We start from the raw sequence: 25116 nt of genomic DNA on the forward strand, positions 1-25116 counted from the left end.
GGCTGTCAGATAAACGGGCGGCGCAGGGCGGCACTGCGGCCGCGTCGTTCCCTACTGCAGCTTGAGCCCGATCTTCGCGATCAGCTTCTTGTAGAAGTCGCTGTCGCTGACCATCTGCGCCTTGAAGGCCGTGTTGTCGGCGTAGGAGTAGCCGAGGTTGAGCTTCTGCAGGCTGTCGATGAAGGCCGGGTCCTTGGCGGTCTTCTCGGCCGCGACCTTGAGGATCTCGATCACCTCGGGCGGCGTGCCCTTGGGCGCGGCCAAGCCACGCCAGGCGCCCAGCGACACGTCGATGCCGCGCTCCTTGAGCGTGGGCGTGCTCTCGAAGCCCTTGAGGCGCTGGTCCGACATCACGGCCAGCATCTTGAGCTTGCCCGCGGCCAGGTGCACGCCGACCTCGGCCGGGCTCACGGCCACCGCGTCGATGTGGCCGCCCAGCAGCGCGAGCACCGCGGGTGCCGCGCCCTGGTAGGGCACCTGGTTGAACTTGACCTGCGCCTGGTCCTCCAGCGCCGAGGCCGTGAGGTTCCAGATCGAACCGTTGCCCGCGTTGCCCATGCGCATCTCGCCGGGCGTCTTCTTCGAGGCCGCGAGGAATTCCTCGATGGTGTTCCAGGGCGCGTCGGCGCGCACCGTGATCGCGGACGGATCGAAGTTCAGCCGCGCGATGGGCGTCAGCGCATCGTGGGTGAACTTCACCAGGCCCAGGCTGTTCAGGAAGGTGAGTTCCACCGTCACCAGCGCGAGCTTGTAGCCGTCGGGCTTGCTGTTGATCACGTCGGTCCAGCCGATCGAGCCGCTGGCGCCGGGCTTGTTGTTCACCACGATGCTCTGCCTGAGGTACTTGCGCGAGACCTCGGCGAAGGCGCGCGCCAGCGCATCGGTGCCGCCGCCGGCCGCATAGGGCACGATCAGCTCGATGTTGCGGTCGGGGTAGGCGGCGGCCGGCTGGGCCTGCGCCAGACCGCTCAGGCCGATACCGGCCAGCGCCATCAGCGCCATGCGCCGGGTGTTCTTCGAAACCATCGTCGTCTCCTCGGGTTGTTGTCGGTTCAGCGGGAAAAGAGGGCGCTCAGGCGGCGCGCTGCAGCGGGATCACGCGGCGCTCGAGCGCGGCCAGGAGGTCCTGCTCGCGCGCCTGCACCGCGACCAGGCTCTTCGCCCGCACATGGCCATAGCCGCGGATGTCCTCGGGCAACGAGGCCAGCGCCACGGCCGCGGCGTGGTGGGCCGGGTCGGCCGACGACTGCAGCGTCGACAGCACGCGCTCGATGGTCTGCTCGTAGCGCGCGAGCACGGCGCGCTCGCCGCGGCGTTCCTCGCTGCGGCCGAACAGGTCGAAGCGCGTGCCGCGCAGCGTGCGCAGCCGGGCCAGCACCCGGAACAGCGGCAGCACCCAGGCGCCGAATTCCCGCTTGCGCAGCTCGCCGGTGGCCGGGTCGCGGCGCGACAGCAGCGGCGGCGCGAGGTTGAACACCAGCCGGTAGTCGCCCTCGAACTGCTGCCCGAGCTTGGCCAGGAAGCCGCTGTGCGCATGCAGGCGTGCGACCTCGTACTCGTCCTTGATCGCCATCAGCTTGAAGTGGTAGCGGGCCACGGCCTCGGTCAGCGCGCTGCTCTGGCCGAAGCGTCCGGCCTCGGCCGCGCGCACGCGCTCGACCAGCGCGGTGTAGCGCGCCGCATAGGCCGCGTCCTGGTAGTCGGTGAGGAAGCGGGTGCGCAGCGCGATGGACTCGTCGAGGTTCTTGGCGCGCGGTGGCGACACGGCAGCGCCTTCGCTGCCGCGCTTGAGCACCAGCAGCCGTTCGACCGCCTGCGGGTCGACCGCGGTGCGGCGGCCCCAGAGGAAGGCGTCGGCGTTCATGCGCTGGCCGGTGCCGTTGAGTTCGATCGCGGCCCCGATCGCTTCGGCGCCGATCGGGATCAGGCCGCGCTGGTAGGCGAAGCCCAGCATGAACATGTTCGCCGCGATGCTGTCGCCGAGCAGCGCGGTCGCGATGCGGCCCGCGTCGACGAACTCGGCCGCGTCCTCGCCCACCGCGTCGATCACGTTGCCGCGCAGGCCGTCGCGTGGGAACTGCATGTCGGCATGGCGCGAGAACTCGCCCGGCATGAATTCCTTGGTGTTGACCAGCACCCGCGTGCGGCCGCGCCGGGTCGCGGCCAGCGTCTTGGAGTTGCCGGCCACGATCACGTCGCAGCCCAGCACCAGGTCGGCGCCGCCCGCGGCGATGCGGATGGTCTTGATGGCCTCGGGCGAGGCGCCGAAGCGCAGGTGGCTCCAGACCGAGCCGCCCTTCTGCGCCAGGCCCGCCATGTCGAGCAGGCCGCAGCCCCGGCCTTCGAGGTGCGCCGCCATGCCCAGGATGGCGCCGATGGTGACCACGCCCGTGCCGCCCATGCCCGTGACGAGGATGCTGTAGACGCGCCCGTCGAGCGAGGGCAGCACCGGCTCGGGCAGCACCGGGAACAGCGTGGTGTCACTCACCGGCTCGGGCTTGCGCAGCGCGCCGCCCAGCACCGTGACGAAGCTGGGGCAGAAGCCCTTGACGCAGGAATAGTCCTTGTTGCACGAAGACTGGTCGATCTGCCGCTTGCGGCCGAACTCGGTCTCCAGCGGCTGCACCGAGACGCAGTTGGACTTCACGCCGCAGTCGCCGCAGCCCTCGCACACCAGGTCGTTGATCACCAGCCGCTTGGCCGGGTCGGGAAAGGTGCCGCGCTTGCGCCGGCGCCGCTTCTCGGCCGCGCAGGTCTGGTCGTAGATCAGGGCGGTGGTGCCGGGGATCTCGCGCAGCTCGCGCTGCACCGCGTCGATGTCGTCGCGGTGGTGCACCGTCACGCCCTCGGGCCAGCGCACGTCGGCCGCGTACTTGTCGGGCTCGTCGCTCACGATCACGATGCGGCCCACGCCCTCGGCGCGCACCTGGTGCGCGATCATCGGCACGTCGAGCGGGCCGTCGTGGCGCTGGCCGCCGGTCATGGCGACCGCGTCGTTGAACAGGATCTTGTAGGTGATGTTGGTGCGCGCGGCCACGGCGGCGCGGATCGCGAGCAGGCCCGAATGGAAATAGGTGCCGTCGCCGATGTTCTGGAACATGTGGGCGCGCCTGGAGAAGGGCGCTTCGCCGACCCACGACATGCCCTCGGCACCCATCTGCGTGTAGCCCAGGGTCGAGCGGTCCATGCTCTGCGCCATCCAGCTGCAGCCGATGCCGGCGTAGCCCTTGCTGCCGGCGGGCAGCACGGTCGAGGAGCTGTGCGGGCAGCCGCTGCAGAAGTAGAAGCTGCGCGACAGGATGTCGACCACGCCGCGCGGCGCGCGCCAGGCCTTGATCTCCTCCACGCGGCGGCGCAGGGCCGGGTCGTCCGCCAGCTCGAGCAGCCGCTCGCCGATGGCGATCGCGATCTGGTTCGAGTCCAGCGCCATCTCCGACTGGAACATCACCGCGCCCTGCTCGTCGCGCTTGCCGACGATGGCCGGCGTGTGGGCACGGCCGTAGAGCTGCTCCTTGAGCTGGAACTCGATCAGGCTGCGCTTCTCCTCGACCACCAGGATCTTCTGCAGCCCGTCGGCGAAGGCCACCGCGCCCTCGGGCTCGAGCGGCCAGGGCATGCCGACCTTGTAGAGCCGAAGCCCCTTGGCCACGGCCGCTTGCTCCGACAGGTCCAGGTCGTCGAGCGCCTGAAGCACGTCGAGGTAGCTCTTGCCGTGCGAGACCACGCCCAGCCGCGCCGAGGCGCTGTCGAGCACGATGCGGTCGATGCCGTTGGCGCGCGCGAAGGCGGTCACGGCGCCGAGCTTGTGGCGGTGCAGCCGCGCTTCCTGCGCATGCGGCGTGTCGGGCTGGCGGATGTTCACGCCGTCGGCGGGCAGGTCCACGCCCTGCGGCGCGACGATCTTCACGCGCTCGATGTCGACGTCGATGGACGCGGTGGCCTCGACCGTGTCCTTCACGCACTTGATGCCGACCCAGCAGCCGCTGTAGCGCGACATGGCCCAGCCGATCACGCCGTAGTCGAGGATCTCCTGCACGCCGGCCGGGCTCAGCACCGGGATCATCGCGTCGACCATCGCGAACTCGCTCTGGTGGCAGGTGGTGGAGGATTCGCAGGTGTGGTCGTCGCCCATCAGCACCAGCACGCCGCCGTGGCGCGACGAGCCCGCGAGGTTGCCGTGGCGGAAGGCGTCGCCGGTGCGATCCACGCCCGGGCCCTTGCCGTACCACATGGCGAACACGCCGTCGTGCTTGCCCTCGCCGCCGATCTCGGCCTGCTGCGAGCCCCAGACGGCGGTGGCCGCGAGGTCCTCGTTGACGCCCGGCACGAACACCACGTTGCGCGCGCCGAGGTGCTTCCTGGCCTTGGCGATCTGTTCGTCGAGCCCGCCCAGCGGCGAGCCGCGGTAGCCGCTGATGTAGCCCGCGGTGTCGAGGCCCGCGCGGCGGTCGCGTTCGTGCTGGGTGAGCGGCAGCCGCACCAGCGCCTGGGTGCCGGTGATGAAGATGCGGCCGCGGGTCAGCGTGTACTTGTCGTCGAGCGTGACGGCTTTCAAGGTCATGGCCTGCCTCGGGTGTGGAGTTTCTCGTGGGGCGAGGCGCATCGGGGCGCGCCTGCGATTCGGCATCCGCGAGCGGTGCCTTCGCAAGTGTCGACACTTTTGCACGGCAGCCCACTAGGGAAACTCCGCGCTCGGGCCCGGGCCGGCGCCCTGTGCAGCGCCGACACGGGCGCCACTCGCTACACTGAGGCGCGATCTGTCGCCTGGGCGACGGCGGACCCGCCTGCAAGGCACAGCTGCTGTCGCCACGATTCCTTCCTCACGCCGCATGCCCCGAACGCCCCGTCGACCCAGCCCCAGACCGCCGCGCGAGGCCCGCGAGGAGAGCAGCGTGGAGCGGCTCTACCTCACGCTGCGCGAGCGCTGCATGCACTACGACTTCAAGCCCGGCGCGCGCATCAACGAACAGGCGCTGGGGCGCGAGCTCGGCGTGAGCCGCGCGCCGCTGCGCGAGGCGCTGAACCGGCTGGCCGCCGAAGGCCTGCTCGACTTCGTGATGAACAAGGGCTTCCTGCGCAAGGCGATCAGCGTCGACGAGGTGTTCGACCTCTACCAGGTCCGCATCGCACTGGAGCGCCGGGCGGTGCTGCTCGCGGTGCAGCGGGCCGGCGACGAGGAGATCGCGGTGCTGGGCAGCTACTGGCAGCTGGTGATGGCCGCATCGGACGACCTGGCGACCGCGGACATGGTGCTGGCCGACGAGGAATTCCATCGCCAGCTCGTGGCGCTGTCGCACAACAAGGAACTGGCGGCCTTCATGGACGTGGTCACGCGCCGCATCCACGTCGCGCGGCACGTCGACATCGAGCAGTCGGACTGGAACGACCGCGCCTTCAACGCCCACGCCGAGATCGTGGCGCTGATCGCGCAGCGGGACACGCCGCGCGCGCTGGACGTGCTCACCGCGCACATCGACATGAGCCTGCACCGCGCGGTGCAGATCACGCGCGAGATGGTGGCGCGCTTCTCGCTGGGCGAGGCCGGGATGCCACGCCGGTGAGCCCGTCGGGGCCGCGGTCGCGGCGGAACGTTAGAGTTCAGCCCTTTCCTTTTCGCGCGCGACCGCCCCGTCATGCACACGCCCTCTCTCTCCGAACCTGAACACGCAAGACAGGACCTTCGATTGCAAAGCTATCGCATCGCCGTCGGCACCAGCCTGCTGGTCGTCCTGTTGCTGGTCGTCTGGCACGGGCTGGGCATGCTGCACCTGCAGCCCCTGCTGCTGATCCTGGGCGTCATCCTCGGCTGGGTGGGGGTCTTCTACCTGGCCTTCCGCAGCGAATGGAACCGCACGCTCGTCGATCCGAGCATGACGGTGCCGCAGATGAGCGCCGCGGCCCTCACGCTGCTGGGCGGTGCGTTCGCGGCGGACGGCGGCCGCGCGATGTTCCTGGTGCTGCTGGCGATGGTGAGCCTGTTCGGCGCCCTGCGCCTGCGCACGCCCGCGCTCATGACCTATGCGCTGGGCAGCGTCGTCGGCTATGCGGCGGTGCTGGGGCTGCTGAAGCTGTTCAAGCCGCAGGCCCTGGACATGCAGCTCGAGTGGCTGCAGCTGCTGGTGTTCGCGGTCGTCATGCCCTGGTTCGCGATGATGGGCGGCCACATCAGCGCGCTGCGCGAGCAGCTCAAGGCGGCCTTCCGCGCCGTTTCGGAGAGTGAGCGCATGCTGGCCGAGGCGCAGCGCCTGGCCCATTTCGGCAGCTGGAGCTTCGACCCCGTGACCCGCGAGGCCGCCTGGTCGAAGGAGACCTTCCGCATCTTCGGGCTCGACCCGCTCGACCGCGGCATGGCCGGCGCGGACTTCCGCTCGCTGGTGCACGAGGAGGACCGCGAGCGCTACATGCGCCTGATCGACCGCGCGCTGGGCGAGGGCAAGGAGTTCGACACCGAATACCGCATCTCGCTGCCCTCGGGCGCGGTGCGCTGGGTCCATGCGCTGGCGCAGCCGGCGGCCAACGCGGAGGGCAGCGGCCAGCTGCTGCGCGGCACGGTGATGGACATCACGCAGCGCAAGGCGTCCGAAGACCAGATCCGGCAGCTGGCGCACTTCGATGCGCTGACCGGCCTGCCCAACCGCAACCTGCTGATGCAGCTGCTGCGCCATGCGGTCGGCAAGGCGCAGCGCGGGTCGCCGCTCGCGCTGCTGTTCATCGACCTCGACGGCTTCAAGGCCGTCAACGATTCGCTGGGCCACGAGGTGGGCGACGCGCTGCTGGCGGCCTTCGCGCAGCGGCTGGGCCGCAGCCTGCGCATGTCCGACACGGCCGCGCGCCTGGGCGGCGACGAATTCGTGGTGATCGTCGACGACTTCGCCGGCCGGGCCGACATCGAGACCGTCGCGCAGCGCATCCTGCTGGCCGCCGCCACGCCCTTCAAGGTGCTCGAGCACGACTGCGCGATCTCGGCCAGCATCGGCATCGCGCTGTACGGACCGGACTGCGCGGACGTGAACGCGCTGATCAAGAACGCCGACCTGACGATGTACGAGGCCAAGCGCGCGGGCCGCAACGTCTACCGCTTCTGGTCGGGCGAGACCGCGGCGGTCGAGTGAGCCCCGCCCCGCAAGCGGCTCAGTTGATGTTGCTGCCGCTGATGGCGAAGGGCCGGCCGGGCAGGGTGTAGCCGCCGGCGTACTCGAAGGGCTGCCCCTGCTGCAGCGCGCAGCCCGCGGGCCGGGGACAGGCCGCGGTGGCCGGATCGTAGGTCCACATCACGACCGGCCCGTAGGCGTAGTTGCGCACCGTGCGGCCGCTGTAGTCGGCGACCGTGAGCAGGTAGCTCTCGGTGCCGTGGTTGTCCACGTCCTCGATCGCGATCGCGTCGCCCATGCGGCTGTCCTGCAGCGTGAGCAGGGGCCGGGCGGTGGTCCGGGCGGCGTCGAACTGCAGCAGCGTGGCCTTGCGTTCGGCGCGCGACAGCACCCACAGGTGGTCCTCGGGCTGGCGGTCGCCGTAGAGCGCGCTGCGTCCGTGCGTGGCCTTCTCCTTCAGGTAGGCGATGCTGGTCGGGTTGGCGCCGACCGCGACGCTGAAGCGCTCGCGGATGTCCTCGGGTGCTCCCCGCGCGCTGCCGCGCGGGTCGAGGTAGCGGTCGCCCAGCGTGAAGACGCGCAGCAGGCCTTCCTCTGTCGCGATGTAGGCGCGGTGCGGCGCCTGCAGCGAGAGCTTGACGGCGGTCGGCGGCTGCGGCAGGTCGACCACCTTGACCACCACCGGCCGCTGCGCGGGCGCCTGCTCGAAGACCGGCGGGAACTGGGCCGGGCCGTCGCCGCGTTGGCGCAGCAGCGCGTCGAAGTCGGCCTGCGACCCGGCGAAGTACTGCTGGCGGTAGAAGCGCAGCAGCGGGCCCAGGTCGATGAAGGCGGCCTTGCGTTCCGATTTGGAGATCACCACCGCCATGCCGGTGCGCGCGATGGCGTCGGCCAGGTCGCCGTCGAGGTAGCGCCGGCGTTGCGCCGCGGTCTGGATGTGCTCGGTGAAGAAGTTGCGCACGCGCTGGTAGTCGGCATCGGGCTTGCCGGTGCTCGCGCTGATCTCGGTCGGCGCCTTCATGCCCGCGGGCAGGTCGACGAAGCCCAGCAGCTTGGCCCCCAGGTAGTTGCCCAGGCCGGGCAGGCCCGGGTAGCGGTCGCGGTGGCTGCCCCAGTTCGCTTCCCATTGCGCGGCCGGCAGGGTCTCGCAGCCCTGGCAGCCGTCGGTCAGCGCGATCACCGCGACCTGGCCCTTGAGCGCGGCCGTGTCCCAGACGGCCACCAGCGCGAACTCGCCGCTGTTGGTGATCGCCAGGGCGGTCGGCGTCTTGCCGTCCGGCAGCTTGAGCTTGACGAAGTTGTGCGAGGTGTTCGAGCCGGCGCTGAGGATCCAGCCGTTGGCGAAGACGGTGAGCGTGTTGTTCACCCAGCCGCCGCGGCCGTAGCCGCGCGCGGCCGCGACCGGGCGCTGGTCCATCGGCACGGTGCCGATCGGCGAGCCGCGCTGGTCACCGGAGAAGCGCTTGGTGTTCTCGTCGTTCCAGCCGCTGTCGGCGCCGGTGTAGGTGGTCCAGCTGACCTCGGGCTTCCAGCTGACCACGTTGTGCGCGATGCCGTTGACCTGCAGGCTGGCGAGGCCGTAGGCCTTCTGCCGGCCCGCGGGCGCGGGATCGGGCAGGTAGGCGACGTTGGCGATGCTGGAGGCGTAGTCGCCCGCGGCCCCGGTCAGCCGCTCGCCGATCTGGTATTCGCCGCACCAGCCCTCGGCACCGCAGCCGCGGTCGCCCTTCAGGCCGTCGGCCTGGACTTCAGCGCGCTGGATCGACAGCGTGCGGTAGCTCCTGCTGGGCCGCGGACCGGGGTAGGTGGTGCCCGCGACCGGCGCGGTCGACGGCAGGCCGTAGCGGAAGACGATGCCGTCGTCGGTGCCCATGCGGGCCGCCATCGCGCGGTAGGCGGCCGGGTCGGCCAGCGCGTCCGCGGGCGCCGCCGGCGCGGCCTGCACCCCCCACGCCAGCAGAAGCGGGAGCGCGCGTGAGGCCGAACGCAAAAGCGTGTGCATTGCACGGTTTCCCGGGTTTGTTCTATTAAACAAAGGTACTAGAGTTAATACAATAGCTTACATGAATACCGAGCGTGACAACTTCTACGACTGGGCCAAGGAAAAGCCCGACACCCGCTTTGCGAGCCTGAGCCCGTCGACCCCCATGCGCCAGCGCGCGCACCCCAGCGGCTCGCCCTGGGTGCGCCTGGCGCTGTTCGCCGCCGTGGTCATCGGCCTCAGCGCCGCCTATCACTTCTTCCTGAGCTAGCGCGCGCTCACTCTCACTTCCGAGAGAACTGCTGTCGCGCCGCGCGCGTGATGGCCGCCACGCAGGGGTGCGTGATCCGGCGCTCGACCGAGATGCCGAAGAACTCCTCGACCAGTTCCGAGGCCCGCCCCAGCACCTTCACCCCGTATTGCGCACAGGTCTCGTCCTCGAGCACCGTGGGCGACATGAACACGCCGCGCCCTTCGCCGCCGAAGGCCTTGAGCAGCGCGGCGTCGTCGAACTCCCCGATCAGCCGCGGCCGCAGCGCGTGCTCGGCCAGCCAGAGGTCGAGCCGCTGGCGCATGGCCGAGGCCGAGCCCGGAATCAGCATCGGCGCGCCGTCCAGGCACTGAGGAAAGCCGCCTTCCAGCGCAGCGTGCAGGGCCGGCGTGGCGAAGAAGGTCATGGCGGTGGTGCCCAGCGTGTGGTTGAAGGCCTTCACGCTGGTCTGCTTGCCCATCGCCTCGTTGGCGATCACCAGGTCGAGCCGCTGCACCGACAGCTGGCCCAGCAGATCCCGGAAATGCCCCTCGTGGCAGATCAGCCGCACCTGTTCGGGGATGGCCAGCGCCGGCTCGAGCAGCCGGTAGGCGATGGCCTTGGGCACCGCGTCCGCGATGCCGACGCGGAAATTCAGCGTGCGCACGCCCGATCGCCGGTTGCCCACGGCCGCCTCGAGTTCTGCGCCCAACGAGAAGATTTGGTCGGCATAACTCAGCGCCGTGCGTCCTTCTGGCGTTAATTCGACGCCGCGGCCACTTTTCTGGAACAAATGGCAGCCCAGCGACTCTTCCAGTAACTTGATCTGCGTGGACAGGGTTTGCGGCGTGATGTGCAGCTGCTCCCCGGCCCGCACGATGCCGCCGGCCTTGGCGGCCGCCCAGAAGTAATAGAGGTGCTTGAAATTCATGGCGTCGCTTCCATAGTAAACAAATAACGAAGGGACGATGCCGAAAATACGACTTTTCTCGAAGGCTTGAAGGCCCTAGAGTGCAAAGCGACGCTTCCCCCTTTTTCGCCCGCGTGCTTTCAACCAGGACATCCATATGAACGAGACGATCTCCCGCTACGGCGCTTACGGCGCGCCGACCACCTCCGCGCAGCGCAACCAGGTGCTTCGCAACACCTACTGGCTGCTGGCCCTGTCGATGGTGCCCACGGTGCTGGGCGCCTGGCTGGGCGTGGCCACCGGCATCACGCGCGCCATGTCCCCGGGCATCGGCATGATCGTGTTCCTGGGCGGCGCCTTCGGCTTCATGTTCGCGATCGAGAAGACCAAGAACTCGGCCGCCGGCGTGCCGGTGCTGCTGGCCTTCACCTTCTTCATGGGCCTGATGCTCTCGCGCCTGGTCGGCACGGTGCTGGGCCTGTCCAACGGCGCCAGCCTGGTGATGACGGCCTTCGCCGGCACCGGCGCGGTCTTCCTGGGCATGGCGACGCTGTCGTCGGTGATCCAGCGCGACCTGTCGGCCATGGGCAAGTGGCTCTTCATCGGCGTGATCCTGCTGCTGGTGGCCGGCATCGCCAACTTCTTCATCCAGTCGAGCGCGCTGATGATCACGCTGTCGGTGCTGGCCATCGGCATCTTCTCGGCCTTCATCCTGCACGACCTCAAGCGCGTGAAGGACGGCTACGAGACCAACTACATCTCGGCCACGCTGGGCGTCTACCTCAGCATCTACAACGTCTTCCAGTCGCTGCTGGCCCTGCTCGGCCTGGCCGGCGGCCGCGACGAGTGAACGTTCCAGCCCTTCAAGTTCATTGAGCAGAACCACGACAACTAAACCTAGGAGAACACCATGCGCCTCAGCACCAAAGGACGTCTCGCCGTCGTCGCCATGATCGACGTGGCACTGCACCGCAAGGTCGGCCCCATCTCGCTGGCCGTGCTCAGCCGCCGGCAGCGCATTTCGCTGTCCTACCTCGAGCAGATGTTCGCCGACCTGCGCCGGCACGGCCTGGTGGCCTCCACCCGCGGTCCGGGCGGCGGCTACGGCCTGGGCCGCGAGGCGGCGTCGATCACCGTGGCCGACATCCTGTTCGCGGTCGACGGCCCCTCGGTCGACAGCCGCGCGGCGGCCGCGCCGGGCGAGGACGTGCAGCGCTGCGCCACGCCGGAGCTGTGGGATTCGCTGAGCCGCAAGGTGGTGGAGTTCCTCGACTCGGTGCATCTGCAGAAGCTGGTCGACGACCAGATCGCGCTGGGCGTGCAGCTGCACACCGAGCCGCTCAAGCGGCCCGAGCCGGTGCGCGCGGTGGTCAAGCCCTCGCGCCCCAACGCGCCCAACTCGGTGTTCGAGCTGGCGCGCTTCGGCATCGCCAGCTGACGGTGACCGCGGGGCCGAGGCCCCGCACCTTCTTCTTCTTTTTTTCCTAGAACTCGTAGGTCGCCGACACCCAGAGCCGGCGGCCTTCGTCGTTGTTGACGTAGGGGCTGCCGTAGGTCGGCGCGGCCTGGCCCGGCACCGCGTAGGCGCGGTAGTCGACGAAGTTCTTGTTCAGCAGGTTGTAGACCGCCGCGTTGATCGTCCACTGCTTGCTGACCTGGTAGGCGCCGCCGAGGTGCAGCAGGCCGTAGCCCTTGTAGTCGCCCAGCGCGTTCTTCGCCGCGATGGTGGCGGCGGTGGTGCCCGGGTCGCGGAAGCGGTCGCTGCGCACCTCGGCCCGCAGCCAGCCCGACCAGGCGCCGCCCGGCTGCCAGTGCAGGCTGGCGTTGAAGGCGTGCTTGGGCGTGTCGGTCAGCGGCTTGCCCTGGTTGGGGCCGCTCTTCTGCTGGCTGTGCGTGTAGGTGTAGTTCAACCGCGTCGACCAGGCCGCGTCGAGCGGGATCCGGGTGGCGAACTCCAGGCCCTGCGTCACGGCCTCGTCCACGTTGATGCTCTGGCCGAAGGTGTCGACCGCCGGCCAGTTGCCGAAGCTCACGCAGCCGGGACGGTTGGGCGACGGCCGGTAGCCGCAGTTCGGCAGGCCCGGGCCGCTGGTGATCTTGTCCTTGAACTGGTTGTGGAACAGTGCGGCGCTGGCGGTGAAGCCGGCCAGGTTGTCGTAGTAGGTGCCGATCTCGGTCGTGGTGCTGGTCTCGGGCTTGAGGTCGGGCGAGCCGATCAGCGGCGTGCGGCCCTGGTTGCCGAAGCCGTTGATGCCGGGCGCGAGCTGTTCCACGCGCGGCGTCTTGTAGCCGTTGCTCACGCCGCCCTTCAAGGTCCAGTTCGGCGTGGCGTTCCAGACGCCGTAGAGGCGCGGGCTGAGCTTGCCGCCGAACAGGCTGTGCTCGTCGTAGCGCGCGCCGAAGGTCAGGCCGAAGCTGTCGACGATGCGCCATTCGTCCTCGAGGAAGAGTGCCTTCTGCGTGAAGCTGAAGGTCTGCGGCGCGACGCCGTCCTTCATCTCGGCTTCCCACCACTGGCCGCCCACGGTGACCAGATGTCGACCCAGCGCGGTGACCAGCTTGCTGTCGAGCACGCGGCTCTCGACCTCCAGCGTGCGCGGCGAACCGGCGACGGCGCCCGGCGTGCCGGGCGGGATCGTGCGGCCGACGGTCTCGGTGCGGTTGACCATGTAGCTGGTGTCCCAGCGGCCGAAGCCGTAGCGGCCGGTGTGGGCCAGCGTGAGCTGGTCCCGGTCGTACTTCTGCTCGGGCGCATAGCCGCCGGTGCCCAGCGTGCCGAGCTGGCCACGCGCGTTGTCGTAGGTCTGGCGGCCGGCGTCGAGGTCCAGGCTCAGGTCGTGGTCGCGCGTGGGCGTGAGCGTGAGCCTGGCGCCGAAGTTCTCGATGTCCGACTTGACCGGGTTGGCGCCCATGACCGGCGCCACTTCCGCCCCCAGCTGGTTGAGGTAGCTGATGTCGGAAGCCTGGCGCTTGAACTTGGCGCCGCGCACGGCCAGGCCCAGCAGGTCCTGCTGGATCGGGCCGCTCAGGTAGAACTTGCCCGAGCGGGTGTTGCCGAAGTCCGAGCTCTGCTGCAGCGTGTAGTCGGCCGAGACCGAACCGGCCCATTGCTTGCCGACCTTGCGCGTGATGATGTTGATCACGCCGCCCATCGCATCGGAACCGTAGAGCGTGGACATCGGGCCGCGGATGACCTCGATGCGCTCGATCGCCGACACCGGCGGCATGAAGCTGGTCTGGGTCTCGGTGAAGCCGTTGGGCGTGACGTTGCCCGCGGCGTTCTGGCGCCGGCCGTCGATCAGCACCAGCGTGTAGTCGCTGGGCATGCCGCGGATGCTGATGTTGAGGCCGCCGGTCTTGCCGGCCGCGGCGCCCACGTCCACGCCCTCGACGTCCTGCAGCGCCTCGGCCAGGCTGTTGAAGCGCTTCTGCTGCAGCTCGGCGCGATTGATCACCGTGATGGAGGCGGGCGCATCCTTGATGTCCTGCTCCGAACCGGAGGCGGTGACCACGACCTCACGGAGATCGGCGGTGCCCGACTGGGCAAAGGAAGGGGAGGCGAAGAGGCTGGCCGCGCACAGGGCGACGGCGGACAGGCGCGGCAAGGCTGCGCCGGGATGGGCTTGAGGCATCCGGGGAAACTCCAGGAAAGACGACGGGAAAAACCGGGAACGTCGCTTCTGGAGAATGTTTTTGTGCTGCGCGCTGACCGAACTTGCAACAAGTGTATTGCAAATGCGAACTAGTTCGTTTCCCGTCTGCCTGGCCGGGCTGAACTTTCGGGCGTCCATGGCCTCACACTCGGCCCCTCGCATCTCACGCTGGACCTCTTCCTTGGCCGTCTTTCTTCCTGTTCGCTTCCTCGTGGGCGCCGCCGTGCTGCTCGGCGCCAGCGCCCTCGCGTCGGCCCAGTCCCTGCCCGAAGGCGTGCGCCTGGGCATGTCGGCCGATGCGCTGCGCGATGCCGTGCCCGATGCACAACGTGTCGCGCGCCCCCAGCGTCTGCCGGGCGGCCTGGCCGGCCTCTGGCGCGGCGCGCCCCGCCTGATCGAGGGCCTGGCCTTCGACCCGACCTTCTTCTTTGCCGCGGGGGCGCTGCAGCGCGTCGAATGGCTGGCCGCGGCCGACAGCCTGCCCGACCGGGGCGATGCCGCCTTCGGCGCCCTGCTGGACTGGGGACGGGCGCGCTTCGGCGCCGAGACCGCGGCGCGCGACCCCGGCAGCCGCTATGCGAGCTGGGCGACCGAGGACACCGACGTCTACCTGCAGCGCGTCGACGGGGCCGGGCACGCCACCGTGCGGCTGGTCTACAAGACGCGCGTACTCAAGGACGCGAGCGAACTCTGAGGCGGCGCCTCAGCCCTCGTTCAGCATGCCGCGTTCCTCGATGAACGCCACCACCTCGGCCACGCCGGTGTGCGTCTTGAGGTTGGTCATCACATAGGGCCGCTGCTTGCGCATGCGCTGCGTGTCGGCCTCCATCACGCCCAGGTCCGCGCCCACGTAGGGCGCGAGGTCGGTCTTGTTGATCACGAACAGGTCGCTCTTGGTGATGCCCGGCCCGCCCTTGCGCGGGATCTTCTCGCCGGCCGCGACGTCGATCACGTAGATCGTGAGGTCGCTGAGCTCGGGGCTGAAGGTCGCGGCCAGGTTGTCGCCGCCGCTCTCGACGAAGACCACGTCGGCATCGGGAAAGTCGGCCAGCATGCGGTCGATGGCCTCGAGGTTGATCGAGGCGTCCTCGCGGATCGCGGTGTGCGGGCAGCCGCCGGTCTCCACACCCATGATGCGTTCGGCCGGCAGCGCGCCCGAGACCGTCAGCAGGCGCTGGTCTTCCTTGGTGTAGATGTCGTTGGTGATCGCGATCAGGTCGTACTTGTCGCGCATCGCCTTGCAGAGCATCTCGAGCAGCGTGGTCTTGCCGGAGCCGACCGGGCCGCCGATGCCCACGCGCAGCGGCGGCAGTTTCTTGGTGCGGTGGGCGATGTGATGGAGGGCGGAGGACATGGCGGGTCTGGTGGTCTGGAAGTCAGCTTCTGAAGAGGCGGGAATATTGGTTTTCGTGACGGGCCGAGTAGACGGCGAGCATGGGCGAAAAAGCCTGGCGCGCGTCGTCGTCGAGCGCGATGGCATGGTCGACGGCAGTGGGAATCTCCTGTACCAGCCGCCCCAGCATGCGCTGGCCCGCGCTCTGGCCCAGCGGCACCGACTTCACCGCGGCGCCGATCATGTTCTCGGCCCAGCCGAAGGCGAAGGCCAGGCAGCCGTCGCGCAGGCTGGCCTGCGTGCGCGCCGCCGCGAAGGCGAAGGCGACGGGGTAGGTGATCGCCAGGCCCTCGAACTGCGCCGCCACGTCGCCGTGGTGCAGCTTGAGCCACTCGACGAAGGAGCGGCCCATCTGCTCGGTCTGGAGCAGGAACTCGGTCGACTCGCGGGTCTGCAGCACCCAGGCGTTGAGGGCCGCGATGCGCGCCGCGTCGGCACTGCGCCAGCCCGCGATCGCCTGGGCGACCACGGCCAGGTCGCCGCGCGCGAGGCCCAGGTGCAGCTGGTCGGCGATCCAGTCGGCGGCGCGCGCCTCGCTGTCCAGCCCGGCCCATTCCACGCCGGCTTCCAGCCCCTCGGAATAGGAGAAGCCGCCGATCGGCAGGGCCGGCGAGGCCAGCCAGATCAGCTGCAGGAGGCTGGCGGCGGGCAGCGCGCCCGCGGTGTCGGTCATCCGTGCGTGTGGTCGTGGCCGTGCGAGTGGCCATGGTCGTGGTCCCCCGCATAGGCGTCGGGGTGCAGCACCGGCCCCACGGGCGCCTTGCCGTGGGCATGCGCGTGGCCATGGCCGTGGCTGCCGCCATGCGCGCCGCCGTGGTCGCCATAGGCGCCGCCCTCGGGCTCGAAGGCCTGCTCGGCCTCGCGCACGATCAGGTGCATCGAGCGCAGCATCGCGGCCAGCACATGGTCGGGCTCGATCTTCAGGTGGTCGGGCTGCAGCTCGATCGGCACATGCCGGTTGCCCAGGTGGTAGGCCGCGCGCGTCAGGTCGAAGGGGGTGCCGTGCTGGGTGCAGTGCGTGATCACCAGCACCGGTTGCGGCGCGGCGATCACCTTGATCAGCGACCCGTCTTCCGCCACCAGCACATCGCCCCCGCGCACGGCCGTGCCGCGCGGCAGGAACACGCCGATGCGGCGGCCCTGCGAATCGACGGTGTCGAAGCGGCTCTTCTGGCGCACGTCCCAGTCGAGTTCGATGGTGGCGGCGCGCTTGAGCAGCACGGCGGCGAGGCCGCCGCCCTGGGGCATGAGTTTGTTGGCGTTGAGCATGGCTGGCTGACGCGGAGTGCGTCCGTGAAAATAAAGGAGTTCTTGAAGAATACCCAGCCTGTCAAGTCCGCGTCCGCCGTGCGCTCAGAACAGGAAATACCGCTGCGTCATTGGCAGCGAAGTCGCCGGCTCGCACACCAGCAGCTGGCCGTCGGCGCGCACCGCATAGGTCTGCGCATCGATCTCCATCTTCGGCGTGTAGCCGTTGTGCACCATGTGCTGCTTGCGCACGCCGCGCACGTTCTTCACCGCGCAGAGCGTCTTCTGCAGGCCGAAGCGTTCGCCGATGCCGGCCGCGAGTCCGGCCTGCGAGACGAAGGTGAGCGAGCTCTGGTGCAGCGAGCGGCCGTAGGCGCCGAACATCGGGCGGTAGTGCACCGGCTGCGGCGTGGGGATCGAGGCGCTCGGGTCGCCCATCGCGGCCATGGCGATGCTGCCGCCCTTGATGATGGTGAAGGGCTTGACGCCGAAGAAGGCCGGCTTCCACACCACCAGGTCGGCCCACTTTCCGACCTCGATGCTGCCGACCTCGTGCGCGATGCCGTGCGCGAGCGCGGGGTTGATCGTGTACTTGGCGATGTAGCGGCGGGCGCGGAAGTTGTCGTTGCGTGCGTTGTCCTCGGGCAGCGAGCCACGCTGCTGCTTCATCTTGTGCGCCGTCTGCCAGGTGCGGATGATCACCTCGCCCACGCGGCCCATGGCCTGGCTGTCGGAGCTGAACATGCTGATCGCGCCCAGGTCGTGCAGGATGTCCTCGGCCGCGATGGTCTCCTTGCGGATGCGCGATTCGGCAAAGGCCAGGTCCTCGGCGATGCCCGCGTCGAGGTGGTGGCACACCATGAGCATGTCGACGTGCTCGTCCAGCGTGTTCACCGTGTAGGGCATGGTGGGGTTGGTGGAGGAGGGCAGGAAGTTGTCCTCTCCCACCACGCGCAGGATGTCGGGCGCATGGCCGCCGCCCGCGCCTTCGGTGTGGAAGGCGCAGATGCCGCGGCCCTTCACGGCCGCGATGGTGTTCTCGACGAAGCCCGATTCGTTCAGCGTGTCGGAGTGGATCGCCACCTGCGTGTCGGTGGCGTCGGCCACGTCCAGGCAGTTGCTGATGGCCGCGGGCGTGGTGCCCCAGTCCTCGTGCAGCTTGAGGCCGATCACGCCGGCGTCGATCTGCTCGTGCAGCGCGGCCGGCAGGCTGGCGTTGCCCTTGCCCAGGAAGCCCAGGTTCATCGGGAAGGCGTCGGCCGCCTGCAGCATGCGCTCGATGTGCCAGGGACCGGGCGTGGAGGTGGTGGCGAAGGTGCCGGTGGCCGGGCCGGTGCCGCCGCCGAGCATGGTGGTCACGCCGGAGCTCAGCGCTTCCTCGATCTGCTGCGGGCAGATGAAGTGGATGTGGCTGTCGATGCCGCCCGCGGTGACGATGTTGCCTTCGCAGCTGATCACCTCGGTGCCCGGGCCGATCACGATGTCGACGCCCGGCTGCACGTCGGGGTTGCCGGCCTTGCCGATCGCCACGATGCGCCCGCCCTTCAGGCCGATGTCGGCCTTGACGATGCCCCAGTGGTCGAGGATCAGCGCGTTGGTCATCACAGTGTCGACCGCGCCTTCGGCGCGCATCCGCTGCGACTGCGCCATGCCGTCGCGGATCGTCTTGCCGCCGCCGAACTTCACCTCTTCGCCGTAGCCGCCCGCGCGCAGCGTGTAGTCGGCCTCGACCTCGATCACGAGGTCGGTGTCGGCCAGCCGCACGCGGTCGCCCACGGTGGGGCCGAAGATTTCCGCGTAAGCACGCCTTCCTATGGTCGCCATTTCAGCGTTCCTTTTTTCGTGAGATGCCGCGGAGCCGGCTTTGCCGGGCCGCTGGCATCGCCCCCTGGAAGGGGGGTGGCGAAGCGACACGAAGTGCGCGAAGACTGGGGGTCATGCCAATTTCCCTTGCACCAGGCCGCGAAAGCCGTAGACGATGCGGTCGCCCGCGAGATCGCAGAGCTCGACCGTGCGCTGCTGGCCGGGCTCGAAGCGCACGGCCGTGCCCGAGGCGATGTTCAGCCGCATGCCGCGCGCGGCCGCGCGGTCGAAGCCCAGCGCGCCGTTGACCTCGGCGAAGTGGTAGTGCGAGCCGACCTGGATCGGCCGATCGGCGGTGTTCTGCACCACCATCGTGAGCGTGCGCCGGCCGGGGTTGAGCACATGCTCGCCCTCGTCGGTGAAGAGTTCGCCGGGGATCACGGGCCGGGCCTCAGGCGAGTTGCGCCAGCAGCGCGGCACCGAACAGCGCGACGGCCGCGCCGGCCACGCGCGGCAGCCAGGCGCCGCGCTGGCGCAGGGTCCAGCCGATGGCGATGCCGGCGGTGTGCAGCAGCGCGGTGGCCAGCACCATGCCGGCGATCGCGAAGCCGGCGCCGTGGTCGCCCGCCAGTTCGTAGCCGTGGGCCACGCCATGGAACACCGCGAACACGCCGACCACCGCCGCGGCCACCGGCCCGGGCAGGCGCAGCCGTGTGGCCACCAGCAGGCCGATCACCAGCAGCGAGGCCGCGATCATCGGCTCGACCGCCGGCACCTGCACGCCCGCGAGGCCGAGCAGCGCGCCGGCCAGCAGCATGCCGGCGAAGCCCAGCGGGGCCCAGAGCAGGTCGCGTCCCGTGCGGGCGATCAGCGCGCTCCAGAGGCCGACCGCGACCATCGCCGCCAGGTGGTCCAGGCCGGTGAAGGGGTGCACGAAGCCCTGCACGAAACCGATGTCGTGGTGGGCCGCGCCGTCGACGCCGACGTGGGCCGAGGCCAGCAGCGGCAGCAGGCCGAGCGCGGCGGCGGCCAGGGAAGGGACACAGGAAGAACGCGTCAGGCGCATGGGAGGTCTCCGCTCGGGAATGGGAAAGAGAGAAAGGAGGAAAAGGGGGGGAGGTCAGACGATCGGCTGGTGGACGGTGACCAGCTTGGTGCCGTCCGGGAAGGTGGCCTCGACCTGGATGTCCGGGATCATCTCGGCCACGCCGTCCATCACGTCGGCGCGGGTGAGCACGCTGCGGCCTTCGCTCATCAAGGCGGCCACGCTCTTGCCGTCGCGCGCGCCCTCCATGACCGCGGCCGAGATCAGCGCGACGGCCTCGGGGTAGTTGAGCTTGAGCCCGCGGGCCTGGCGGCGCTCGGCGAGCAGTGCGGCCGTGAAGATCAGCAGCTTGTCTTTTTCGCGTGGCGTGAGTTCCATGGGACAGAAAAGGATGCGTGGAGGCCCGGGGGCCTGAAGAGGGGAATATGCAACAGTCGTGCCGTGGCACGGAAGATGCACCGAAAAGGGGTGATCGACGCCACCCCGCCACCGACGCCTCCCTCGCCCGACGACGCGCCGCAGCGCATCGTCAAGGTCCGGCGCGACTACAACAGCTGGGTGGCCAGCGAAACGCTCGAGGACTATGCGCTGCGCTACACGCCGCAGCGCTTTCGCAAGATGTCCGAATGGCGGGTGGCGAACACCGCCTTCGGCGGCGCCGCTTCGTTCCTGATCCTGGAAGCGGTCGGCGCCACGCTGCTGGTGCAGTACGGCTTCCTCAACGCCTTCTGGGCGGTGCTGGCGACCGGGCTGATCATCTTCCTGGCCGGCCTGCCGATCAGCGTGTACGCCGCGCGCTACGGCGTCGACATGGACCTGCTCACGCGCGGCGCGGGCTTCGGTTACATCGGCTCGACGCTCACCTCGCTGATCTACGCCTCCTTCACCTTCATCTTCTTCGCACTCGAGGCGGCCGTGATGGCCTACGCGCTCGAGCTGGCGCTGGGCATCCCGCCGGCCTGGGGCTACCTGGTCTGCGCGCTGGTCGTGATCCCGCTGGTGACGCACGGCGTGTCGGCCATCAGCCGGCTCCAGGTCTGGACCCAGCCGCTGTGGCTGCTGATGCTGGTGGTGCCCTTCGCCTATGTGATCGTGCGCGACCCTGGTGCGTTTTCGGGCCTGACGCACTACAACGGCGCCTCTGGGCGCGCGGGCGGCTTCAACCTGCACCTCTTCGGTGCCGCGCTCACGGTGGGCATCGCACTGATCACGCAACTGGGCGAACAGGCCGACTACCTGCGCTTCATGCCCGTGCGCACGGCGGCCAACCGGGTCCGCTGGTGGGGCGGCGTGCTGATGGGCGGGCCGGGCTGGGTGGTGATGGGCGTGCTCAAGATGCTGGGCGGGATGATGCTGGCGTATCTCGCCATCGGCCACATGGTGCCGCCCGAGCGCGCGGTCGATCCCAACCAGATGTACCTCGCGGCCTTCGAGTACGTGTTCCCGAACTACGGCTGGGCCGTGGCCGCGACCGCGCTGTTCGTGGTGGTGTCGCAGCTCAAGATCAACGTCACCAACGCCTATGCGGGCTCGCTGGCCTGGAGCAACTTCTTCTCGCGCGTGACGCACAGCCATCCGGGCCGGGTGGTGTGGGTGGTGTTCAACGCGCTGATCGCCTTCATGCTGATGGAGATGAACGTGTTCGAGGCGCTGGGCGACGTGCTGGGCCTCTACGCCAACATCGCCATCGCCTGGATGATGGCGGTGGTGGCCGACCTGGTGATCAACAAGCCGCTGGGCCTGTCGCCGCCGGGCATCGAGTTCAAGCGCGCCCACCTCTGGGACATCAACCCGGTGGGCGTGGGCGCGATGGCGCTGGCCTCGGCGCTGTCCATCGCCGCGCACCTGGGCGCCTTCGGCCCGCTGGCGCAGGCCTTCTCGGCCGTGATCGCGATGGGCACGGCGCTGGTCACGGCACCGCTGATCGCCTGGGCCACGCAGGGCCGCTACTACCTGGCGCGCGGGCCGGCGGTCGATGCCCGCACGCAGGTGCGCTGGGCCCGCGTCGAGCGCTCGCCCGCCGCCACGGCCGAGCGCGCCCGCCAGCGGCTGCGCACCCAGCGCTGCGTGATCTGCGAGCGCGAGTACGAGGCGCCCGACATGGCGCACTGCCCGGCCTACCAGGGCGCGATCTGCTCGCTGTGCTGCACGCTCGATGCGCGCTGCGGCGACCTCTGCAAGCCGCGGGCGAGCCTGTCGACGCAGTGGTCGGGCGCGCTGCGCTGGCTGCTGCCGCGGCGCGTCTGGCCTTATCTCGACACCGGCCTGGGCCATTTCCTGCTGCTCACGCTGATCATCGTGCCGCTGCTGGCCACGGTCTTCGGCGTGCTCTACCAGCAGGAGCTGCGCGCGCTGGGCGACAGCGCGCTGGGCATGCTGCCGCCGGGCGAGGCGGCCAGCGCCATCCTCAAGGCGCAGCAGGCCTCGCTGCGCTCGGGTTTCCTCAAGAGCTACATGGCGCTGCTGCTGATCGCCGGCATCGTGGCCTGGTGGCTGGTGCTGGCGCACCAGAGCCGCAAGGTGGCGCAGGAGGAATCCAACCGCCAGACCCACCTGCTGATGCACGAGATCGAGCGGCACAAGGAGACCGACCGCGCGCTGCAGGCCGCCAAGCAGAGCGCCGACGACGCGCGCGAGCAGGCCGACCACGCCAACCAGGCCAAGAGCCGCTACATCAGCGCCATCAGCCACGAACTGCGCACCCCGCTCAATTCCATCCTCGGCTATGCGCAGCTGATGGGCGAGGACGCGACCGTGCCGCCGCACCGCCAGCAGGCCGTGGCCGTGATCCAGCGCGGCGGCGAGCACCTGCTGTCGCTGATCGAGGGCACGCTGGACATCGCCCACATCGAGGCCGGCAAGCTCACGCTGCAGGCCCGGCCCATGCCCTTCGCCGCCGCCATGCGCGAGCTGGCCGACATGTTCGAGCTGCAGGCCTCGGAGAAGGGCCTGGCTTTCCGCTTCGAGCCCGCGGGCGACGTGCCCGAGGTGGTGCGCGCCGACGAGCGCCGGGTGCGCCAGATCCTGATCAACCTGCTGGGCAACGCGATCAAGTTCACCGCGCGCGGCGAGGTCGTGCTGCGGCTGCGCTACGCGCGCGAGTTCGCGGCGCTGGAGATCGAGGACACCGGGCCCGGCATGTCGGCGGCCGAGATCGAGCGCATCTTCGAGCCCTTCGCGCGCGGCGATGCGGGCGGTACGGCCACGCGCACCGGTGCCCCGGGCGCGGGCCTGGGCCTGACCATCGCCAAGATGCTGACCGACCTGATGGGCGGCGAGATGTCGGTGCAGAGCACGCCCGGCCAGGGCTCGGTGTTCCGCGTGCGGCTGTTCCTGCCGCGCGTGCATGCGGCGCCGGTCGCCGCGGGGCGCATGGCCGCGCCCTTGCCCGGCCCGGCGCGGCCGCGGCGCGGCTACCTCGGCGCGCGCCGGCGCGTGCTGGTGGTCGACAACGAGGAGGCCGACCGCGAACTGCTGGTGCAGCTGCTGGGGCCGCTGGGCTTCGAACTGCGCACCGCGGCCAGCGGCCACGACGCGCTGGACCTGGTCGCGGCCGGCTTCCGGCCCGACGCGATGTTCGTCGACCTCGCGATGCCCGGCATCGACGGCTGGGAAACCATCCGCCGCAGCCGCCAGTTCGATGCGGCGCTGGCGCCGCGCTGCGTGGCCATCGTCTCGGCCAACGCCTTCGACAAGCGGCTGGACAACGACGTGGGCATCGTGCCCGAGGATTTCTTCGTCAAGCCGGTGCGCCACAGCGAGCTGCTCGACTGGCTCGAACGCAAGCTGGGTCTCGAGTGGACGGCGGTGGCCGCGGCGCGCGAGGCACCGGTCGCCGCCGCCCCGGCCCAGGTGCGGCCCACGGCCGAACGCCTGCATGCACTTCAGGATGCCATCGGACTGGGTTATTTTCGGGGGATCATGAACCAGCTCGACGAGATCGACGCCGCGCAGCCCGAGTGCGCCGCCTGGACCGCGGCCCAGCGGGCCCTGGCGCGCCAGTTCCGCTTCGACGCGATGGACGGTGGCGCGCCGCCGCAGCCGGAGGGCGCGCGATGAACGACCCCAAGGCGCGCGACTTCGCCGGCAACAGCGACCTGGTGCTGATCGTCGACGACGTGCCCGACAACCTCGCGGTGCTGCACGACGCGCTCGACGAATCGGGCTACACGGTGCTGGTCGCGACCAGCGGCGAACAGGCGCTGCAGCGCGCGGCGCAGGCCCGCCCCGACATCGTGCTGCTCGACGCGATGATGCCGGGCATGGACGGCTTCGAGGTCGCGCGCCGGCTCAAGGCCGATGCGGCCACGGCCCACATCCCGATCGTCTTCATGACCGGGCTCACCGAGACCGAGCACCTGGTGGCCGCGCTCGAGGCCGGCGGCGTCGACTACGTGACCAAGCCGATCAAGCCCAAGGAAGTGCTGGCGCGCATGAACGTGCACCTGCAGGGCGCGCGCCGTGCGCGGCAGGAGGCGCAGCAGGCCGGGCAGGCACGCAACGCGCTCGACGCCTTCGGCTACGCCAGCCTCACGGTGCGGCTGCCCGAGGGCCGCGTGATCTGGCAGACCGCGCTGGCGCGCGACCTGCTGCTGCGCTACTGCGGCACCAGCGCGCCGCAGGCACCGCCAGCCGTGCTCGACTGGCTGGCGCGCCACCTGCCCGATGCGCAGCAGCGGCAGATCGAGCCGCCCGCGCTGTCGATCGCGCTCGGCCCCTCGGCGCTGAGCCTGCGGCTGCACCAGCAGACCGGCCACGACGACGACGGCGACGACTGGCTGATCATCATGCGCGAGCTGTCCGACACCACGGTGATCGAGGCCATGAGCCTGAGCCTCAAGCTCACGGCGCGCGAGGCCGAGGTGCTGTACTGGGTGGTCAAGGGCAAGACCAACCGCGACATCGGCGAGATCGTGGGCAGCAGCCCGGCCACGGTGAAGAAGCACCTGGAGCGGGTCTACGTGAAGCTGGGCGTGGAGACGCGCACGGCGGCCGCGGGCGTGGCGATCAAGCGGCTGCGCGAGTTGCAGCCGCAGTTCGAGATCTGAAGCCGTGCGCGCGCTGCGCTGGGCCTCGGTGCTGGGCCTGTTCGCCTCCGGCGGCGCCTGCGCCGGCGGTCATTTCGACGTGGACGATGCCGGCACCCTGGCGCCCGGCCGGTGCCAGTACGAGGCCTGGCTGAGCCGCAGCCCGGGCGATGCCTCGGCTGCCGACAACAACCTGCATCTGGGGCCGGCCTGCCGGGTCGGCCCGGTGGAGCTGGGCTTCAACATCGACCGTTTCGCGGTGCGTGGCGAGCGTGCCGCGCTGCTGCTCGGTCCGCAGCTCAAGTGGACCTTCCTGGGCGACGACCCGCAGGCGCGCTGGAGCGCGGCGCTGTCGGTGACGCTCGGCGTCGATGCGGTGCATGGCGGGCGGGCCGGCGGCCAGTTCGTGCTGCCCGTGACCTGGGCGCTCAGCCAGCGCCTGCAGGTCCATGCCAACCTGGGCGCGGACTGGGGCACCGGCGACGGCGAGCGCACGGTGCGCAAGGGGCTGGCGCTGGAATGGGCGCTGGCGGATGCGCTGTCGCTGATCGCGGAGCGCAACCGGGCCAGCGGCCTCTGGGCCTCGCGCCTGGGCGCGCGCATCAACCTCACGCCGACCACCAGCGTCGACCTGGGCTTCATGCGCCTGGGCCCGGAGCGGCTGCGCACGCTCACGCTGGGGCTGAACCGGGAGTTCAGCCGCCACTGACCGACG

Annotated in this window: 21 protein-coding genes; 9 read left to right on the forward strand and 12 right to left on the reverse strand. The window is 70.0% G+C overall.

Annotation, left to right across the window (positions count from 1 at the left end; genetic code table 11):
- Positions 1-51: 51 nt before the first annotated feature.
- Together QTI20_RS12140 and QTI20_RS12145 are read right to left on the reverse strand one after the other, a co-directional pair.
- Positions 52-1026 carry a tripartite tricarboxylate transporter substrate binding protein gene (locus tag QTI20_RS12140; protein WP_286551157.1) on the reverse strand — a complete coding sequence of 325 codons (975 nt, stop codon included), beginning with the start codon at positions 1024-1026 and terminating at the stop codon, positions 52-54.
- A gap of 46 nt (positions 1027-1072) precedes the next feature.
- Positions 1073-4561, reverse strand: coding sequence for an indolepyruvate ferredoxin oxidoreductase family protein (locus QTI20_RS12145; protein WP_286551159.1), 3489 nt, complete (start codon positions 4559-4561; stop codon positions 1073-1075).
- A gap of 331 nt (positions 4562-4892) precedes the next feature.
- Between QTI20_RS12145 and QTI20_RS12150 the strand changes: the two genes are divergently transcribed.
- The gene (locus QTI20_RS12150) at positions 4893-5561 is read left to right on the forward strand and encodes a GntR family transcriptional regulator (RefSeq protein WP_286551160.1); all 669 of its coding nucleotides are present in this window, start codon (positions 4893-4895) and stop codon (positions 5559-5561) included.
- A gap of 123 nt (positions 5562-5684) precedes the next feature.
- Complete coding sequence (locus QTI20_RS12155) at positions 5685-7112, forward strand: diguanylate cyclase domain-containing protein (protein WP_286551161.1); 1428 nt, start codon at positions 5685-5687, stop codon at positions 7110-7112.
- 19 nt (positions 7113-7131) lie between these two features.
- On the opposite strand, the gene QTI20_RS12160 is transcribed toward QTI20_RS12155, so the two are convergent.
- Positions 7132-9093: a hypothetical protein gene (locus tag QTI20_RS12160; protein ID WP_286551162.1), complete on the reverse strand. Its 1962-nt coding sequence runs from the start codon at positions 9091-9093 to the stop codon at positions 7132-7134.
- Positions 9094-9154: 61 nt separating this feature from the next.
- Between QTI20_RS12160 and QTI20_RS12165 the strand changes: the two genes are divergently transcribed.
- Positions 9155-9343: a hypothetical protein gene (locus tag QTI20_RS12165; protein WP_286551164.1), complete on the forward strand. Its 189-nt coding sequence runs from the start codon at positions 9155-9157 to the stop codon at positions 9341-9343.
- Positions 9344-9356: 13 nt separating this feature from the next.
- Here the strand turns inward: QTI20_RS12165 and nhaR are convergent, their stop codons facing one another.
- Positions 9357-10253: a transcriptional activator NhaR gene (nhaR, locus tag QTI20_RS12170; RefSeq protein WP_183025340.1), complete on the reverse strand. Its 897-nt coding sequence runs from the start codon at positions 10251-10253 to the stop codon at positions 9357-9359.
- A gap of 136 nt (positions 10254-10389) precedes the next feature.
- Here nhaR and QTI20_RS12175 point away from each other — a divergent pair, with 136 nt between their 5' ends.
- Both QTI20_RS12175 and QTI20_RS12180 read left to right on the forward strand, forming a co-directional pair.
- Positions 10390-11082, forward strand: coding sequence for a Bax inhibitor-1 family protein (locus tag QTI20_RS12175; RefSeq protein WP_183025339.1), 693 nt, complete (start codon positions 10390-10392; stop codon positions 11080-11082).
- 60 nt (positions 11083-11142) lie between these two features.
- Positions 11143-11670: an Rrf2 family transcriptional regulator gene (locus tag QTI20_RS12180; protein WP_286551167.1), complete on the forward strand. Its 528-nt coding sequence runs from the start codon at positions 11143-11145 to the stop codon at positions 11668-11670.
- A gap of 46 nt (positions 11671-11716) precedes the next feature.
- Here the strand turns inward: QTI20_RS12180 and QTI20_RS12185 are convergent, their stop codons facing one another.
- The gene (locus QTI20_RS12185; RefSeq protein ID WP_286551168.1) at positions 11717-13864 is read right to left on the reverse strand and encodes a TonB-dependent receptor domain-containing protein; all 2148 of its coding nucleotides are present in this window, start codon (positions 13862-13864) and stop codon (positions 11717-11719) included.
- 202 nt (positions 13865-14066) lie between these two features.
- Between QTI20_RS12185 and QTI20_RS12190 the strand changes: the two genes are divergently transcribed.
- Positions 14067-14579 carry a hypothetical protein gene (locus tag QTI20_RS12190; protein ID WP_286551169.1) on the forward strand — a complete coding sequence of 171 codons (513 nt, stop codon included), beginning with the start codon at positions 14067-14069 and terminating at the stop codon, positions 14577-14579.
- A 9-nt stretch (positions 14580-14588) separates the two neighbouring features.
- Here QTI20_RS12190 and ureG read toward each other — a convergent pair whose 3' ends face one another.
- The 7 genes from ureG to QTI20_RS12225 form a co-directional block, all read right to left on the reverse strand.
- Positions 14589-15239 (reverse strand): urease accessory protein UreG, encoded by a 651-nt coding sequence (ureG, locus tag QTI20_RS12195; RefSeq protein ID WP_183025335.1) that lies wholly within the window; start codon positions 15237-15239, stop codon positions 14589-14591.
- A gap of 22 nt (positions 15240-15261) precedes the next feature.
- The gene (locus tag QTI20_RS12200; RefSeq protein ID WP_286551172.1) at positions 15262-15951 is read right to left on the reverse strand and encodes an urease accessory protein UreF; all 690 of its coding nucleotides are present in this window, start codon (positions 15949-15951) and stop codon (positions 15262-15264) included.
- On the reverse strand, positions 15948-16547 hold the full coding sequence (gene ureE / locus QTI20_RS12205) for an urease accessory protein UreE (RefSeq protein ID WP_286551173.1): 600 nt from the start codon (positions 16545-16547) through the stop codon (positions 15948-15950). The genes QTI20_RS12200 and ureE overlap by 4 nt, the downstream gene beginning before the upstream one ends.
- 84 nt (positions 16548-16631) lie before the next feature.
- Positions 16632-18350 carry an urease subunit alpha gene (gene ureC, locus QTI20_RS12210; protein WP_286551174.1) on the reverse strand — a complete coding sequence of 573 codons (1719 nt, stop codon included), beginning with the start codon at positions 18348-18350 and terminating at the stop codon, positions 16632-16634.
- A gap of 111 nt (positions 18351-18461) precedes the next feature.
- Complete coding sequence (locus QTI20_RS12215; RefSeq protein WP_286551177.1) at positions 18462-18770, reverse strand: urease subunit beta; 309 nt, start codon at positions 18768-18770, stop codon at positions 18462-18464.
- A 10-nt stretch (positions 18771-18780) separates the two neighbouring features.
- Positions 18781-19395: a HupE/UreJ family protein gene (locus tag QTI20_RS12220; RefSeq protein WP_183025331.1), complete on the reverse strand. Its 615-nt coding sequence runs from the start codon at positions 19393-19395 to the stop codon at positions 18781-18783.
- Between the two features lie 54 nt (positions 19396-19449).
- Complete coding sequence (locus QTI20_RS12225) at positions 19450-19752, reverse strand: urease subunit gamma (RefSeq protein ID WP_183025330.1); 303 nt, start codon at positions 19750-19752, stop codon at positions 19450-19452.
- 75 nt (positions 19753-19827) lie between these two features.
- On the opposite strand from QTI20_RS12225, the gene QTI20_RS12230 reads away from it, so the two are divergent.
- Genes QTI20_RS12230 through QTI20_RS12240 form a run of 3 tightly spaced genes read left to right on the forward strand, consistent with a single transcriptional unit; the run spans position 19828 to position 25110 of the window.
- Positions 19828-23433 carry a hybrid sensor histidine kinase/response regulator gene (locus tag QTI20_RS12230; protein WP_286551180.1) on the forward strand — a complete coding sequence of 1202 codons (3606 nt, stop codon included), beginning with the start codon at positions 19828-19830 and terminating at the stop codon, positions 23431-23433.
- Entirely contained in the window at positions 23430-24422 is a 993-nt protein-coding gene (locus tag QTI20_RS12235) for a response regulator transcription factor (RefSeq protein WP_183025328.1), read from the forward strand. The genes QTI20_RS12230 and QTI20_RS12235 overlap by 4 nt, the downstream gene beginning before the upstream one ends.
- A 4-nt stretch (positions 24423-24426) precedes the next feature.
- Entirely contained in the window at positions 24427-25110 is a 684-nt protein-coding gene (locus QTI20_RS12240) for a PA4824 family protein (RefSeq protein WP_286551184.1), read from the forward strand.
- Positions 25111-25116 lie beyond the last annotated feature (6 nt).

This window comes from Variovorax sp. J2P1-31, from assembly GCF_030317215.1.
In the GTDB taxonomy this organism is placed as follows: Bacteria; Pseudomonadota; Gammaproteobacteria; order Burkholderiales; family Burkholderiaceae_C; genus Variovorax.